The sequence below is a fragment of the Herbaspirillum sp. meg3 genome (genome assembly GCF_002257565.1).
Taxonomy (GTDB): Bacteria; Pseudomonadota; Gammaproteobacteria; order Burkholderiales; family Burkholderiaceae_D; genus Herbaspirillum.
This window is the reverse complement of the sequence record NZ_CP022736.1, coordinates 4225231-4240237: the sequence shown is the minus strand read 5'-3', so window position 1 is coordinate 4240237 and position 15007 is coordinate 4225231. Positions and strand designations below refer to the sequence as shown.

Below are 15007 nucleotides of genomic sequence, written 5' to 3'. Positions count from 1 at the left end.
GCGGCCGGAGCGGAGCTCAGTTGGAATCCTTGGAATGTACTTGAGTACATGAGGATTCCGAGCACCGCCCGACGCCGGATCATGGCCTCGCAGTAAGATATCAAGCAGGTTTTAGTGCGCATGTTCGGCGCTCCCCTTGCCCAGTTCAGCCTTGATGACGAAGCTGCCTGCGGCGGCGTAGACATCACCCGCGCTGAGGCCCTTGATGATCTCGACACGCTTGCCGTCGGTGCGGCCCAATGTCACTTCCTGTTTCCTGAAGCCGTCGGCAACACGCACGAAGACCACCTGTTTCTGCTCGACCGACTGCACCGCATCGGCGGCGACGGCGAGCGCGACCTCGATTTCCTGCGCCAGCACCTCGACGTTGACGAACAGGCCGGGACGCCAGGCGTTGCCGGGATTGGGCAAGATCACATGGGCCTTGGCGGTACGTGTCTGTTCACCCAGCAGCGCACCGACGTAGGCGATCTTGCCGCTGGCGCTGGAGGCGAACGCGGTGGCGTTGACGGTAACGTTTTCACCCACGCGTACGGCGTTCATGTCGCGTGCGGCGACGGTGATTTCGGCCCAGACGCTGGACAGGTCGGAGATGGTGAAGATGCTGGCGTCTTCCTTCACTGCTTCGCCGAGCGCGAGATGCTTCTCGACGACGATGCCGTCGAAGGGGGCGCGGATCTCATAGCGGTTCAGTCCTGAAGAACTTGTACCTGCACCGATGGCGGCCAGCTTTTGCTGTGCATTGCGCACGGCAATTTCGGCTTCCTTCAATGCCTGTCCGGCTTGCAGGTAATCCTGTTCGGCGGAGATTTTTTCCTGCCACAGGGTTTTCTCACGCGCGTGGGTCGCCTGCGCCAGCGTCAGTCGCTGCTGCGCATTCAGCAATTCGCTGCGTTGCTCCGACACCGTGCTGCTGCTGACGACAGCGAGTACTTGTCCCTTCTTCACCTGCTGGCCGAGATTGGCGCTGACCGATTCGACCACGCCGTTCACCTTGGGCACCACGTGCGCGGTACGGTCCTGGTTGAAGCGGATTTCGCCGGGCAGTTGCAGGCTGGTGCGGATGCGGCCGGGCGCGGCGGTGTCGAGGACGATGCCGGCGGTTTTCAGTTGCTGTTCGTTGAAGGCGATCTTGCCGTCTTCTTCGTGACCCTTTTCATCGTGACCCTTGTCGTCGTGACCTTTCTCATCGTCGTCTTTGTGGTCGCCATGCTCGTCTTTGGCTTCCTTATGGCCTTCTTCTTTGCGATCGTCCTTGGTGGTTTTTTCTGCAGCATGGTCATGGCCGCTTTCGGCATGGGCATCAGCCGGTGCGGATTTGCTTGCGCCGCTGAGCAGGATCAGTGCGGCCAGCAGCGCCGTGATGGCCGCAATCGCGGCGAGGGTGAGTTTCTGTTTCTTGGTCATGATGGCGTCCGGTTATTGGTTGGGGCCAGCGGAACCGAGCAGGCGCTCCAGTTCGGCCGAGGCAAGGTGGGCGTCGGAGATCGCACGCAGGTATTGCGAGCGCGCCTGGAACAAGGTGCGCTGGGCGTCGAGCACTTCCAGGAAATTGAACTTACCGAGTTCGAAGCCCTTGCCGGCGGCGGCGTAGGCGCTCTGCGCGCCGGGCAGGATGTCGCTGTGCAGGACGGCGACTTCGGCATGGGCGTTGCGCAGTTTTTCATACGCCTGCGCGATGTCGGTGCGCAGGCGCGTCTCGGCAGCGGCCAGTTCGTCACGTGCTTTGTCGGTGCGGCGCAATGCTTCTTCCAGGTTGCCGCGATTACTGTCGAGGAAAGGCAGCGGCATCGACACGCCGACCACCCACATGCTGCGGCCGGCTTCTTCATCGCGCTTCCTGCCAAGGCTTAGCGTGGCATCCGGAATGCGTTTGCTGCTTTCGATCTTGCTCAATGCCTGACGGCGTTCGACTTCGATCCGGGCTAGCCGCAGTTGCGGCGCATCGGCGCTGCGTTCCGCGATATCGGCGATAGCCGGTAGCGGCGGCAATTGTCCGGCGGTGCCTTCGGCCAGCGTGAAGCGCGGCTGGGCATTGCCCCACAGGCCGGCGAGGCGGCGGCGCGCGAGGTCGAGTTCGCCGTCGGCCTGGCTCAGCTCCAGCCGTGCAGAGGCAGCGGCGACACGCGCACGGGTTTCTTCCACCGGTGAGATCTTTCCGGCAGTGACGCGACGGCCGGTGGCGTCGGCGGCGCTACGGGCAAGGTCGGCGGATTCCTGCGCCAGACGGCGGCGTTCCTGTGCTGTCAGCACCGTGAAGAACGCCGACGTGGCGGCGATGCGGATTTCATCACGCCGGATGGTGAGCTCGATGCGTGCGGCCTCGCGTGCACGTTCGGCGGCGCCGATGCGGGCGGCGCGTTTGCCGCCGAGTTCAATCGGCTGGTTGAGCTGAATGGTGGTGGTGCGCGTGCTTTTGCGCGTGTCTTCCATCAGCGTCGACAGTTCGGGATTGGGGCGTGCGCCGGCTTGTGTGACGGTGGCGTCGACCGCCTCCAGTTCGTGCCGGGCGGCAGACAGTTCAGGATTGTTGTCGAGCGCGAGCGCGACGGCATTGCTCAGTGTGATAGGCGTTGCCGCCTCCTGCGCATGCGTGTAGGCCGGGCAGGCGAGCAGAAGCGCCAGTCCCAGCGGGTAGAAACGGGTGTACATCGAATTCTCCGGATGAAAGGGAAGGAATTCGGCGAGCGGTCAGCAGTGGTATGAAAAAAGGAAGACGACCCGCCGGCTTAAGCGGCGAGTTTCCAGTCGGGCTCTTCGGGGGATTCCCCGATGTGGGAGAGATACAGCGGGGGTAATGAGGGAGTGAAGCTATTCTTTTCCTGCAGGGGAGGCGTCCAAGCCGCGTGCGAATTCATCGGCTTGCTGCAGGAAAAATGGCAGAAACTGCAATCGGCGTCGCTGCCGGTGTTGAGCTTGCTGTCGCCATTTTTGTCGCTGTCCTGACCCAGCTTGTTGTCGGCAGCGGCATGATGGCCGACGTGCTCTGCAGCGGGATTACTTTCATGCTGGCAATACGATGCCACGGCCGCCCAGGAAAACTGGAGGGGCAGCAGCATCAGCAGGAAAATGAGGACATAGCGTTTCATGGCAGCGCATTATAACGGGACTTTTTCAGAACACCCAAATTACGCCGCGGCGCGCGCTGCACGCCGATCCAGCATGGCCGATGTCAACACCGTTAAAAAGCCCAGCACCGACACGCCCGCGCCCAGCAGCGGCAGATCGGTCAACGGCAGGCCCGCCGAAATCGCCAGCCCGCCCAACCATGCGCCAGTGGCATTGCCGACGTTGAAGGCGCCCTGATTGAGGGTCGACGCCAGATTTGGCGCGTCCTTGGCCTTATCCAGCACACGAATCTGCGCCGCCGGTACCACCGCAAACGAGAACGCACCCCAGACGAACATGGTGATCAGCGTCGGTAACTGGTAGTGGCTGCTCCACGAAAATTGCACGAGGATCAGCGCGATGCAGACGAACATCGAAAACAGCACCGGCATCAAGCGCCAATCCGCCAGACGTCCGCCGATCAGACCGCCGACCGTGATGCCCGCACCGAACAGCAGCAGCACCCAGCTTTCCTGATGCGCGGTGAAACCGGTGACGTCGAGCAGGATGTAGGCGATATACGTCAACACGCTGAACATGCTGACCGAGGCCAGCGTGCTGGTCAGCAGCGCCAATTGAACCTGCGGATGAATGATGGCGCGGAATTCCTTGAAAATGCTGCCGCCTTGCATGGCGATCTTTTTCGGCAGGCAGACCCACAGCATGATGACGGCGGCAAGGCCGATCAGCGTGATCGCCCCGAAAGTCGAGCGCCAACCGGCGGCATGTCCTAACGCCGTGCCGAACGGCACACCGAGAATATTGGCGACAGTGAGGCCGGTGAACATCAGCGCCACAGCTTGGGCGCGCTTTTCACGTGGCACCAGTTCTGCCGCCACAACTGCACCGATGCCGAAGAACGCGGCGTGACAGAACGCCGTCACCACGCGCGCCACCATCAGGAAGTTGTAGTTGGGCGCAATCGCGCACAGCACGTTGCCAAGAATGAACAGGCACATCAAACCGACCAGAGCGCGCTTGCGCTGCCACTTGGCGGTGAGAATCGCCAGTACCGGCGCACCCGCTGCCACGCCCAGCGCATAGCCGGAGACCAGCATGCCGGCCGCCGGCGCAGACACGCCGAGGTCGCGCGCGACATCAGGCAACAGCCCCATGATCACAAATTCTGTAGTGCCGATGCCGAAGGCAGCGACGGCGAGGGCGAAGAGAGGCCAATGCATGCTTGAAAGTCCTGATGGGTTTTACTGCGGAAGGAAACCGCTATTTTACGTGGCTGCGGCCCGCTCTGCTGAGCAGATACGGGCCGCTTGGATGAAATATATTGAAGAGAATCGTGCGAACTCAAAGAGATCGAAACCTGTTCGCGGTCCGCAGTAGGACCCCGACAGGTTTTACCATTCGGCGAAGCTGCCGTCTTTGTGTCGCCAGATGGGGTTGCGCCAGCGATGACCGACTTCTGCACGCTGCTTCACATACTCTTCATTGATCTCGATACCCAGCCCAGGCCCGTTCGGAATTGTCACATAGCCATCTTTGTAGCTGAACACTTCCGGTTTGGTGACGTAGTCGAGCAAGTCATTGCTTTCGTTGTAATGAATGCCGAGGCTTTGTTCCTGGATGAAAGCGTTGTACGAGATCGCATCGACCTGCAGGCAAGCTGCCAGCGCAATCGGACCGAGCGGGCAGTGCAGCGCCAGCGCGACGTCGTAGGCTTCGGCCATGGTGGCGATCTTGCGTGTTTCGGTGATGCCGCCGGCGTGCGAGACGTCAGGCTGAATGATGTCGACGTAGCCTTCGCTGAGGATGCGTTTGAAATCCCAGCGTGAATACAGACGTTCGCCCAGCGCGATCGGCGTCGCGGTCAGATGGGCGATCTCTTTCAGGGCTTCGTAGTTTTCGCTCAAGACCGGTTCTTCGATGAACATCAGTTTGTATGGCTCCAGTTCCTTGATCAGCACTTTTGCCATTGGCTTGTGCACGCGGCCGTGGAAGTCGACGCCGATGCCGATGTTCGGACCGACGGCTTCACGCACGGCGGCGACGTTGGCCAGCGTGGCTTCGACTTTGTCATAGGTGTCGATGAATTGCAGTTCTTCAGTGCCGTTCATCTTGACGGCGGTGAAGCCACGCGCGACGGCATCCTTGGCGGCCTTTGCGGTGTCGGCGGGACGATCGCCGCCGATCCACGAATACACGCGGATGCTGTCACGCACCGGGCCGCCCAGCAATTCGCTGACCGGCACGCCGAGCGCCTTGCCCTTGATGTCCCACAGGGCCTGATCGATGCCGGCCAGTGCGCTCATGTGGATGGCGCCGCCGCGGTAGAAGCCGCCGCGATAGAGGATGGTCCAGTGATCTTCAATGTGGCGCGGGTCTTTGCCGATCAGGTAGTCGGCGAGTTCTTCCACGGCGGCAGCGACGCTGTGTGCGCGGCCTTCGACGACCGGTTCACCCCAGCCGACGATGCCTTCGTCGGTTTCAATCTTCAGGAAGCACCAGCGCGGTGGAACGATAAAGGTGGTCAGTTTGGTGATTTTCATCGGAGAGATATCCGTTTCTCTGAGTAGTGCCCGGCCATGGTCGATGGCAGAGCTGGTTAAATGCTTGGCCGGTTCTGGCGGCCGGCGTTTGTCTGGTTGATTTGCCTATTTTTCCTGGCGTTATTAGCTAATGCTGGCGCTGGCGGCTGCACGGGTTTGCCAGGCGCTGACGAAGGCCTTGGCGTTTTCGCCGACGGCAGCTGCGGTCAGGCCAGGTTTGTACAGCGCCGAGCCGAGACCGAAGCCGGATGCGCCGGCATCGATGAATACCGACACGCTGCTCGGCAGAATGCCGCCTACCGGCAGCAGCGCCACCGATGCCGGAATGACCGCGCGCCAGGCCTTGACCACGTGCGGTCCGAGTTGCTCGGCCGGGAACATCTTCAGTACGTCGGCACCCGCCGCCAGTGCAGCGAAAGCTTCGGTGACTGTCGCCACGCCCGGTGCGCAGCACAATCCGGCTTCTTTGGCGGCGGTGATGACGCGCGCGTCGCTATGCGGCATGACGATCAGTTCGCCGCCGGCTTCTTTGACCTGTAAAACAGCTTCGGGGCTGAGCACGGTGCCAGCACCGATGATGCAGTCGGCCGGCAGCGTGCGGCGCAGCGTGGCGATGCTTTGCAGGGGCTCCGGCGAATTGAGCGGCACTTCGATGACGCGAAATCCTGCTTCGTACAGCGCGTTGCCGATGGCTTCGACTTCGTCGGGGCGCACGCCGCGCAGAATGGCGATGAGGCCACAGTCTCTGAGCGCGCGTTGGAAAAGATTCTTCAGCATGGTTCTGCTTTCTTTATGACTAAAACGTAGTGACGAAATGGGATCGGGTAATCGGGTAATCAGGCAATCAAGCCGGCGTGTTCGGCCAGTTTCCACAGACCGTGTTCAGTTGCTGCCTCTGCGATTTCCACTTGCGTGACACCGTACAGCGCGAGCACCTGACGGTAGCGTTGGCACAGCATGTCGTCGCCGATCAGCGCGATGCGCGTTTGCAGGCGGCCATCGGCCAATGCCAGCAGCGCTGCGATTTCGTGACCGATCAGAAGACCCGACAAATAATCGGCCTGGGCGCGTGGCGAGAGTTCGCCGGTCAGGCCCAGCGTGCGGCTGCTGAAAATGTTCGACAGCATGCCTGCGCGGCCGTCCGCGGTTTTTGCCACGCCTGCGCCGCGCAGAAAGGCGGCCTCGTCAGGCGCGCCGTCGCGTTGCATGGTGCGGCCGAGGATGGTGTGATTGGACAGCGCGGCATACATCTCGCCGGTCATGAACGTATCGAAATGCGTAATGCGGCGACCAGTGACATGCACCCACTTGGAATGCGTTCCCGGCAGGCCGATCAGGATGTCCTCCACGTTTAACTGGTCGAGGATGCCGGCGACCTGCGTCTCTTCACCGCGAATCACATTGGGCAGGGCGGAACGTTCGAGCAAGCCGGATACGATGTGCAGCGGGGTGCCGAGGCCGGTATCGACGGTGGTCAGCGATTTGCCGATGTTGCTCACAGCCAGCGGTACGTCGAGATACGGTGCTTCGCGCCAGCCTTGTTTGCTGCCGACCATGCCTGCTGCGATCAGCGGCGTGCCGGGCGCCTCGCGCAGCCAATCGCCGCAAGCGGCTTGCAGTGCGCGTCGGAAACCGGCGTCAGTGCTATCGTCGTTGATAGTATCTGCGCCGTTTTCGGCGGGCGGTAAATTCATGATGCCCCAGGGCAGCGCACGTTTGTCGACGACCTTGCCTTGTTTGTCGAAACGATAGGCGCGCAGGGACGACGTGCCCCAGTCGAGCGCAATCAGGCCGGTGGATGAAGATGTTTGCATTGCTTGTGTCATGTTCAGAGTTCGCTCACCTTGAAGTGTGTGAGCAGTCGCATCGAAGCGCCGGGAACCAGATTGACCAGGCCATCGCGGCCAGGCATATGGAAGGCATCGATAGGATGCGTGATCGGTTCCAGGCAAAAATAGTCGAGGCCGGGTGGGCGGTACATCAGGCTGTAGCCGTTGCAGTCTTCCATGCGCATCTCGATGCGCAGGCCGCGGTCGGGATAGTCGATGCGGGAGACGCCATCCCAGCCGGTGAAACAGTTGTCGATCAGCGGTCCGTCGGCAGGGAAATCCACCGGCGCAAACTGGTTGTAGTCAAAGGTCGCCGGAAAATGCTGCGTATGGCCGGTCGGAATCGGATCAGCGCCGCACAGCCAGACGCCGTCGGCGCGCGATTGCAGCCGCGTCGCAGCATTGCGCGTAAAGTAAGGGTGCAGGCCAAGGCCGAAGGGCAGTTCGTCTGCACCACGGTTGGTGACTTGCAGGTCGATCTCCAGGCCGTCGTCACGCAAGGTCAGCGTTTGCGTCGCGGCATAGGTGTAGGGATCGCCGTCGTATTGTTCCGAACTCAGCGTCAATACCACGCTGCTGTCGGTATAGGCTTCGGCTTGCCATGCCTGCAGCCAGCCGTCGCCATGGATGGGGTAGTTTTCTCCGGTACGGTTTTGCAACACCGGGTAGTGCAGGCCCTTGTGCATGAAGCCGCCTTCGGTGATGCGATTGGACCATGGCACCAGCGGGAAGCACGCCGTCGTATAGAGATCGCTGCCGCCAGCCCAAGGGCGAAACAAAGGCGTCCATTGACCGCGCCACTGCAGATCCCAGGCTGCGACGCTTGCTCCCAAGGTTGGCAATACGCTAAGGCGTTGCCGACCCGATTGCAGGGTGAGCACTTCAATGGCGGGTGTAGTCATGGCGTCTCGTTTGCTTGTCTCAAATATCAATGCGGATGCTGTGCGGTCTGCTCCGCTTGGGTAAAACAGGGCCGATCCTAACATTCGCTACTGATGCGGAATAATGAAAAATTAATGAAGATTGATATCAAAAATGATCTCGATTTCAGCATTCCGTCACGGATGTAGTCAGGTAAAGCGTCATGTCTGTTTCAGTATCGGAAGGTACGAAAAATTCATTGGATAGATATTCCTCACGCTCCTAATATTGATCCGCACATTTCGCTGCACGCCACGTGCAAGCGAACACGCAAAATGACGGCGTACAAGTCGGATCACCCTCGGTTCGATCACGCCGGACACCAATAAAAACAGATCGTGTTGATAAACATAATTGGAGACAACGCAATGAAAATGACACGCAGAACACTGCTGGGCGCCGCCGTTTGCATGACTTTGGGCTTGGGCGTCATGTCCACCGCCATGTCCGCAGACAAGCCGCTGACAATGGGTTTTTCGCAAGTCGGCGCCGAAAGCGAATGGCGCACCGCCAATACCGTTTCGATCAAGGACGCGGCCAAGAAGGCCGGCGTAAACCTGAAATTCGCCGATGCGCAGCAAAAGCAAGAGAACCAGGTCAAGGCGATCCGCTCTTTCATCGCACAAAAAGTCGACGTGATCGCTTTCTCGCCGGTGGTTGAGTCGGGCTGGGACACCGTCCTGCGCGAAGCCAAGGCCGCCAAGATCCCTGTGATCCTGACTGACCGCGCCGTCAACGTCACCGACAAATCGCTGTATGTGACTTTCATCGGATCCGATTTCGTTGAAGAAGGCCGCCGTGCCGCACGCTGGTTGCTGGATCGCGCCAAGACCATGCCTGCCGGCGACATCAACATCGTCGAATTGCAAGGTACTGTCGGCTCGGCACCGGCAATCGACCGCAAGGCCGGTTTCGAAGAAATCATCAAGACCAATCCGAACCTGAAGATCATCCGCTCGCAAACCGGCGATTTCACCCGCGCCAAGGGCAAGGAAGTGATGGAAGCTTTCTTGAAGGCTGACGGCAAGAAGATCAATGTGCTTTACGCGCATAACGACGACATGGCCATCGGCGCTATTCAGGCGATCGAAGAAGCCGGCCTGAAACCGGGCAAGGATATCCTCGTGATCTCCATCGACGGCGTAAAGGGCGCGTTTGAAGCCATGATGGCCGGCAAGCTCAACGTCACCGTCGAGTGCAGCCCGTTGCTCGGACCACAACTCATGTCGATCGCCAAGGATGTGAAGGCCGGCAAGGAAGTGCCGAAGCGCATCACAACGGAAGAAGGCGTATTCCCTGCGGAAGTGGCAGCCAAGGAATTCCCTAATCGTAAATATTGATCGGTGTTGATTCAGAGACTACTCTGAATCAGTGTTGATCGTATCGCCGGGGGCGGCGACGTCCCCGGTCTTGTTCTCCTCCTCTGGAGTATCCCCCTGGGCCTTGAGGGTCTGACACCATGCCATTGGCTGTCTGTTGATAAGGCGATGATTGCATCCTGTCATCGGCATGGTGTCGGGCCTTCTGTAAAAAAAGGCTTTGTACGGCGGGCTTAAATTTTAGGTCCGCCGTCTTTTCTTTTCTGGAATTGCCATGTCGAACGCAACCAGAGTTGCCACCAGTGCCGAACCGGCGCTGGAATTAATCGGCATCCACAAAGCATTCACCGGCGTGAAGGCCCTGACAGATGTCGGCCTGCGTCTCTATCCCGGCGAAGTCCATACCCTCATGGGGCAAAATGGCGCCGGCAAGTCAACCCTGATCAAAGTGCTGACCGGTGTGTACACGCCCGACAGCGGCCGCATCTTGCTGAAGGGCCATGCGATTCAGCCCGGCTCCACACTGGAAGCGCAGCAGCTTGGCATCAGCACGGTGTATCAGGAAGTGAATCTGTGCCCGAACTTATCGGTGGCCGAGAATATCTTCATCGGCCGCTACCCGCGCAAATGGGGCGGCTTCGGTCCCATCGACTGGACCACGATGCACCGCCGCGCGACCAAGCTGCTGGCCAAGCTCGATTTGCATATCGACGTGCAAAAGCCGCTGTCTTCGTATCCGTTGGCGATCCAGCAAATGGTGGCGATCTCACGTGCGGTGAGCGTGTCGGCCAGCGTGCTGATTCTCGATGAGCCTACTTCCAGTCTTGATGAAGCGGAAGTGCAACTGCTCTTCAAAGTCTTGCGCAGCCTGCGTGACGAAGGCATGGCGATCTTGTTCGTCACGCATTTCCTTGATCAGACTTACGAAATCTCCGACCGCATCACCGTACTGCGCAACGGCGTACGTGAAGGCGAATACGCCGCCAGCGAATTGTCGCGGCTCGACTTGGTCAACAAGATGGTGGGCGTGCAGATCGATGCCACCGCCGCAGGCAATGCCTTGGCCGCCAATGCCGAGATCACGCCGGCCGCCCGCGATGGCGAAGTATTTCTGCAGGCGCGCGGCTTGGGACGCAAGGGCGCGCTTGCGCCGCAAGATTTGGATTTGCGTGCCGGCGAAGTGTTCGGCCTGTGCGGCCTGCTCGGTTCCGGCCGTACCGAAGCGGCGCGCTTGCTGTTCGGCGCCGACAAGGCCGACAGCGGCACGATCAGCATCAAGGGTGAGGCAGTAAAATTTTCCACGCCGCGCGATGCGATTTCGGCGGGTATCGGTTTCTGCTCCGAAGACCGCAAGAAAGAGGGCGCGATTCTGGAGCTGTCGGTGCGTGAAAATATCATCCTCGCGTTACAAGCACGCAATGGCCTGCTGCACGTGATTCCCCGCAAGCGCCAACAGCAGATTGCCTCCGATTACGTGAAATGGCTGGGCATCAAGACGCCCGACATCGATACGCCGATCGGTTCACTGTCCGGCGGCAATCAGCAAAAAGCATTGCTGGCACGCTGGCTGGCGACCGATCCCGACATGCTGATCCTGGATGAACCGACGCGCGGTATCGACGTGCGCGCCAAGCAGGAGATCATGGATTTCGTCATGGCGTTGTGCCACAAAGGCATGGCGATTCTTTTCATTTCTTCCGAAATACCCGAAGTCCTGCGCTGCAGCGACCGCATGCTGGTGCTGCGCGATCGTGAAGGCTGCGGCGAATACCTGCGCGGCGAGCTCGACGATGCGTCGGTATTGCAGGTGATCGCAGGCGAAAGTGTGGGCAAGAGTGCGGGCAAAATGGTGGGAGAAGCAGTGTGAGTGCATCAATGAATTCAAATCTGGTTTCTGGGCAGGACAAGAACGGCGTCGCTGGTTGGCGGGGGTTGCGTCACGCTTTGCACCATCCGTTGGCACGTCCTTTGGGGGCGCTGGCAGTACTGTTGCTGATCGATTTCTTCATGATTCCGGGTTTCTTCCGCATCGAGCTCAAGGACGGCCATCTGTACGGCAGCGTGATCGACATCGTCAACCGCGCAGCGCCGCTGATGCTGGCGGCGCTGGGCATGACGCTGGTGATTGCCACACGCGGCATCGATATTTCGGTCGGCGCGGTTGTGGCGATTTCCGGTACGGTCGCGGCGATGCTGATCGGCGGCACCATGGTGATGAACAACGGCGTGCAGGAATACGCCAGCAATATCCCCATGGGTTGGGCGATTGCCGCTGCAATGGGGGCTGCAATCCTGTGCGGCGCGTGGAACGGCCTGCTGGTAGCGACGCTGGGCTTGCAGCCCATCATCGCGACGCTGATCCTGATGGTGGCGGGGCGTGGCCTGGCGCAGCTGATGACCGATGGACAGATCATCACGGTGTATTACAAGCCGTTCTTCTACATCGGCAGCGGCTATCTGTTCGGCTTACCGTTCTCGCTATTCATCGTGGCCGGCATGTTCATTGTGCTGGCGCTGCTGATGCGCAAGACGGCGCTGGGACTGTTCATCCAGTCGGTCGGCATCAACCCGGTGGCGTCGCGCCTGGCGGGTATCCGTACGGCAGCGCTGATCTTTTTCGTCTATATCTTCTGTAGCGCCTGCGCCGGTATGGCAGGGCTGATGATCAGCGCCAATATCAAGAGCGCCGACGCCAACAACGCCGGCCTGCTGCTGGAGCTGGACGCCATCCTGGCCGTGACGCTGGGCGGCACCTCGCTGGCCGGCGGCAAGTTCAGCCTGGTCGGCAGCGTGATCGGCGCGCTGATCATTCAGGCGCTGACCTACACCATTTATTCGCTGGGCGTGCCGCCGGAAGTCAATATGGTGGTCAAGTCGGTGGTGGTGTTCCTGGTTTGTCTGTCGCAGTCACCTGAGTTCCGCCGCCTGCGCTTGTTCAAATCGGGCAATCAAGTCTAAGCATTCAGGATAAATCATGAAGAATTTTCGCTCCTTGCTGGCGACGCCTTACTTCACCTCGCTGGTCACCGTCGCCTTGCTGGTGGTGCTGTTCGCGATGGGTTCGGTCGCCTACGACGGCTTCTTTTCGGCGCAGGTGGTGCTCAACCTGCTGATCGACAACGCTTTTCTGCTGGTGATCGGCATCGGCATGACCTTCGTCATTCTGTCGGGAGGCATCGATCTGTCAGTCGGTTCCGTACTGGCGCTGACGACGATGATCTCGGCGTATCTGCTGCATGCATGGCATTGGCATCCCTTGCTGGTGATCGTCTGCGTGCTGATGCTGGGCGGCTTGTTCGGTGCGGCGATGGGCACGCTGATCCATTTTTTCAAGCTGCAGCCCTTCATCGTCACACTGGCGGGGATGTTCCTGGCGCGCGGCTTGTGTTATCTGATCAGCATCAATTCCATTACCATCGACGATCCCTTGTACGTGGCGATGTCGCAGACGCGGCTGGAGCTGGGACTCGGCGACGCCTTTGTCTCGCCCAGCGTGGTGATCGCGGTGCTGATGCTGGTGCTGGCGATCTATCTGGCGCATTTCACCCGTTTCGGCCGCGCCGTTTATGCGATCGGCGGCAACGAACACTCGGCCTTGCTGATGGGTTTGCCGGTCGGTCGCACCAAAATCGCGATTTACGCTTTCAGTGGTTTCTGCGCGGCACTGGCGGGTGTATTGTTCTCGTTCTATATGTTGTCCGGCTACGGTTTGCATGCGCAAGGCACGGAGCTGGACGCCATCGCAGCGGTGGTCATCGGCGGCACCTTGCTGACCGGCGGCTACGGTTACGTGGCAGGGACGCTGACCGGCGTGCTGATCCTGGGCGTAATCCAGACCCTGATCGCTTTTGACGGCACGTTGAGTTCGTGGTGGACCAAGATTGTGATTGGCGTGTTGCTGTTCGTGTTTTGTCTGGCTCAGCGCTTAATGTCGCTGGGTGCGGCCAAGGCTTCAGATGCGAATACCGGCGGCGCTGTCGTCAAACCAACCGCGCAGGCAGCGTAAGTCGCAAATACTGTAGACGCGAGTTGTTGATAATTACGGTGTTTGCGCAAAAAGTGATGCTGAAAACAATATTGGTTTCATGAAAAAAATCATTAGAAATGTATTGCTCTAATGGTTATCGTAGAGGCCTTGCAGAATAAAACGTCCCCCGCGCGTTCTGCATTGCTAGTAAAACAACAAACAACTTAGGAGACAAGAAGTATGAAACTCAAATCGGTATTGGCCGGGCTGACACTCGGCCTGAGCATGGGTCTGATGGCTGTGAGCGCGCAAGTCAGCGCCCAGACCAAAGGCCTGATCGGGATCTCCATGCCGACCAAATCGTCGGCTCGCTGGATTGCCGACGGCAACAACATGGTCAAGGTATTCAAGGAAAAAGGCTACCAGACCGACCTGCAATACGCAGAAGACGACATCCCGAATCAGCTGGCGCAGATCGAGAACATGGTGACCAAGGGCGTGAAAGTACTGGTTATCGCTGCGATCGACGGTACGACTTTGTCCGATGTGCTGCAAAAAGCTGCCGACAAAGGCATCAAGGTCATCGCGTATGACCGCCTGATCCGCAACTCCAAGAACGTCGACTACTACGCAACTTTCGATAACTACCAGGTCGGCGTGCTGCAAGCGTCGTACATCGAAAAGGCGCTGGATCTGAAGGGCGGCAAGGGTCCGTTCAATATCGAACTGTTCGGCGGCTCGGCTGACGACAACAACGCATTCTTCTTCTACAACGGTGCCATGTCGGTGCTGAAGCCATACATCGACAAGGGCAAGCTGGTCGTGCGCAGCAAACAGCTGGGCATGGACAAGGTTGCGACCCTGCGTTGGGACGGCGCGACTGCGCAAGCCCGCATGGATAACCTGCTGAGCGCCTATTACGGCAATGCGCACGTTGATGCAGTGCTGTCGCCATATGACGGTATCAGTATCGGTATCATCTCGTCGCTCAAGGGCGTCGGCTACGGTACACCGAAGCTGCCAATGCCGGTCGTGACCGGTCAGGATGCGGAAGTGCCTTCGGTCAAGTCCATCATCCGCGGCGAACAGCGTTCGACCATCTTCAAGGACACACGTGAACTGGCCAAGGTCACTGTTTCCATGGTTGACGCCGTATTGTCGGGCAAAGCACCAACCATCAACGACACCAAGACCTATAACAATGGCGTCAAGGTCATCCCTTCGTACCTGTTGAAGCCGGTCAGCGTTGACGCCAGCAACTGGAAAGAAGTGCTGGTCGGCAGCGGCTACTACACCGAAGCACAAGTGAAGTAATTTGCTTGTTCGACCAGGTAAGTATGTTTCGGTCAGCGAAGGCTGACC

General features: G+C 59.5%; 13 protein-coding genes. 5 read left to right on the top strand and 8 right to left on the bottom strand.

Annotated elements, in window-relative coordinates; genetic code table 11:
• Positions 1 to 111: 111 nt before the first annotated feature.
• The 8 genes from hmeg3_RS19065 to hmeg3_RS19030 form a co-directional block, all read right to left on the bottom strand.
• Positions 112 to 1407, bottom strand: coding sequence for an efflux RND transporter periplasmic adaptor subunit (locus tag hmeg3_RS19065; protein ID WP_094565126.1), 1296 nt, complete (start codon positions 1405 to 1407; stop codon positions 112 to 114).
• Between the two features lie 12 nt (positions 1408 to 1419).
• Complete coding sequence (locus tag hmeg3_RS19060; RefSeq protein ID WP_094565125.1) at positions 1420 to 2652, bottom strand: TolC family protein; 1233 nt, start codon at positions 2650 to 2652, stop codon at positions 1420 to 1422.
• Between the two features lie 77 nt (positions 2653 to 2729).
• Complete coding sequence (gene czcI / locus hmeg3_RS19055; protein ID WP_094565124.1) at positions 2730 to 3089, bottom strand: cation efflux protein, CzcI family; 360 nt, start codon at positions 3087 to 3089, stop codon at positions 2730 to 2732.
• A 39-nt stretch (positions 3090 to 3128) separates the two neighbouring features.
• The gene (locus tag hmeg3_RS19050) at positions 3129 to 4289 is read right to left on the bottom strand and encodes an MFS transporter (RefSeq protein WP_094565123.1); all 1161 of its coding nucleotides are present in this window, start codon (positions 4287 to 4289) and stop codon (positions 3129 to 3131) included.
• A 171-nt stretch (positions 4290 to 4460) separates the two neighbouring features.
• A complete protein-coding gene (gene dgoD, locus hmeg3_RS19045; RefSeq protein WP_094565122.1) occupies positions 4461 to 5609 on the bottom strand; it encodes a galactonate dehydratase in 1149 nt (382 codons plus the stop codon).
• A gap of 123 nt (positions 5610 to 5732) precedes the next feature.
• A complete protein-coding gene (locus hmeg3_RS19040; RefSeq protein ID WP_094565121.1) occupies positions 5733 to 6386 on the bottom strand; it encodes a 2-dehydro-3-deoxy-6-phosphogalactonate aldolase in 654 nt (217 codons plus the stop codon).
• Between the two features lie 59 nt (positions 6387 to 6445).
• Entirely contained in the window at positions 6446 to 7423 is a 978-nt protein-coding gene (locus hmeg3_RS19035) for a 2-dehydro-3-deoxygalactonokinase (protein WP_094566453.1), read from the bottom strand.
• Positions 7424 to 7437: 14 nt separating this feature from the next.
• On the bottom strand, positions 7438 to 8340 hold the full coding sequence (locus hmeg3_RS19030) for an aldose 1-epimerase (protein WP_094565120.1): 903 nt from the start codon (positions 8338 to 8340) through the stop codon (positions 7438 to 7440).
• 387 nt (positions 8341 to 8727) lie between these two features.
• Here hmeg3_RS19030 and hmeg3_RS19025 point away from each other — a divergent pair, with 387 nt between their 5' ends.
• The 5 genes from hmeg3_RS19025 (at position 8728) to chvE (ending at position 14959) form a co-directional block, all read left to right on the top strand.
• Positions 8728 to 9699 (top strand): ABC transporter substrate-binding protein, encoded by a 972-nt coding sequence (locus tag hmeg3_RS19025; protein ID WP_094565119.1) that lies wholly within the window; start codon positions 8728 to 8730, stop codon positions 9697 to 9699.
• A 253-nt stretch (positions 9700 to 9952) separates the two neighbouring features.
• Entirely contained in the window at positions 9953 to 11545 is a 1593-nt protein-coding gene (locus hmeg3_RS19020) for a sugar ABC transporter ATP-binding protein (RefSeq protein ID WP_094565118.1), read from the top strand.
• Between the two features lie 8 nt (positions 11546 to 11553).
• Positions 11554 to 12636 (top strand): ABC transporter permease, encoded by a 1083-nt coding sequence (locus hmeg3_RS19015; RefSeq protein WP_094565117.1) that lies wholly within the window; start codon positions 11554 to 11556, stop codon positions 12634 to 12636.
• 16 nt (positions 12637 to 12652) lie between these two features.
• Positions 12653 to 13684, top strand: coding sequence for a galactofuranose ABC transporter, permease protein YjfF (gene yjfF / locus hmeg3_RS19010; RefSeq protein WP_094565116.1), 1032 nt, complete (start codon positions 12653 to 12655; stop codon positions 13682 to 13684).
• A gap of 201 nt (positions 13685 to 13885) precedes the next feature.
• Complete coding sequence (chvE, locus tag hmeg3_RS19005) at positions 13886 to 14959, top strand: multiple monosaccharide ABC transporter substrate-binding protein (protein WP_094565115.1); 1074 nt, start codon at positions 13886 to 13888, stop codon at positions 14957 to 14959.
• The last annotated feature ends 48 nt before the right edge of the window (positions 14960 to 15007 follow it).

Excerpts from the sequence above, each read along its gene's own strand:
- hmeg3_RS19065 (WP_094565126.1), bottom strand. The coding sequence starts at position 1,407 with ATGACCAAGAAACAGAAACTCACCCTCGCCGCGATTGCGGCCATCACG.
- hmeg3_RS19060 (WP_094565125.1), bottom strand. The coding sequence starts at position 2,652 with ATGTACACCCGTTTCTACCCGCTGGGACTGGCGCTTCTGCTCGCCTGC.
- czcI (WP_094565124.1), bottom strand. The coding sequence starts at position 3,089 with ATGAAACGCTATGTCCTCATTTTCCTGCTGATGCTGCTGCCCCTCCAG.
- hmeg3_RS19050 (WP_094565123.1), bottom strand. The coding sequence starts at position 4,289 with ATGCATTGGCCTCTCTTCGCCCTCGCCGTCGCTGCCTTCGGCATCGGC.
- dgoD (WP_094565122.1), bottom strand. The coding sequence starts at position 5,609 with ATGAAAATCACCAAACTGACCACCTTTATCGTTCCACCGCGCTGGTGC.
- hmeg3_RS19040 (WP_094565121.1), bottom strand. The coding sequence starts at position 6,386 with ATGCTGAAGAATCTTTTCCAACGCGCGCTCAGAGACTGTGGCCTCATC.
- hmeg3_RS19035 (WP_094566453.1), bottom strand. The coding sequence starts at position 7,423 with ATGCAAACATCTTCATCCACCGGCCTGATTGCGCTCGACTGGGGCACG.
- hmeg3_RS19030 (WP_094565120.1), bottom strand. The coding sequence starts at position 8,340 with ATGACTACACCCGCCATTGAAGTGCTCACCCTGCAATCGGGTCGGCAA.
- hmeg3_RS19025 (WP_094565119.1), top strand. The coding sequence starts at position 8,728 with ATGAAAATGACACGCAGAACACTGCTGGGCGCCGCCGTTTGCATGACT.
- hmeg3_RS19020 (WP_094565118.1), top strand. The coding sequence starts at position 9,953 with ATGTCGAACGCAACCAGAGTTGCCACCAGTGCCGAACCGGCGCTGGAA.
- hmeg3_RS19015 (WP_094565117.1), top strand. The coding sequence starts at position 11,554 with ATGAATTCAAATCTGGTTTCTGGGCAGGACAAGAACGGCGTCGCTGGT.
- yjfF (WP_094565116.1), top strand. The coding sequence starts at position 12,653 with ATGAAGAATTTTCGCTCCTTGCTGGCGACGCCTTACTTCACCTCGCTG.
- chvE (WP_094565115.1), top strand. The coding sequence starts at position 13,886 with ATGAAACTCAAATCGGTATTGGCCGGGCTGACACTCGGCCTGAGCATG.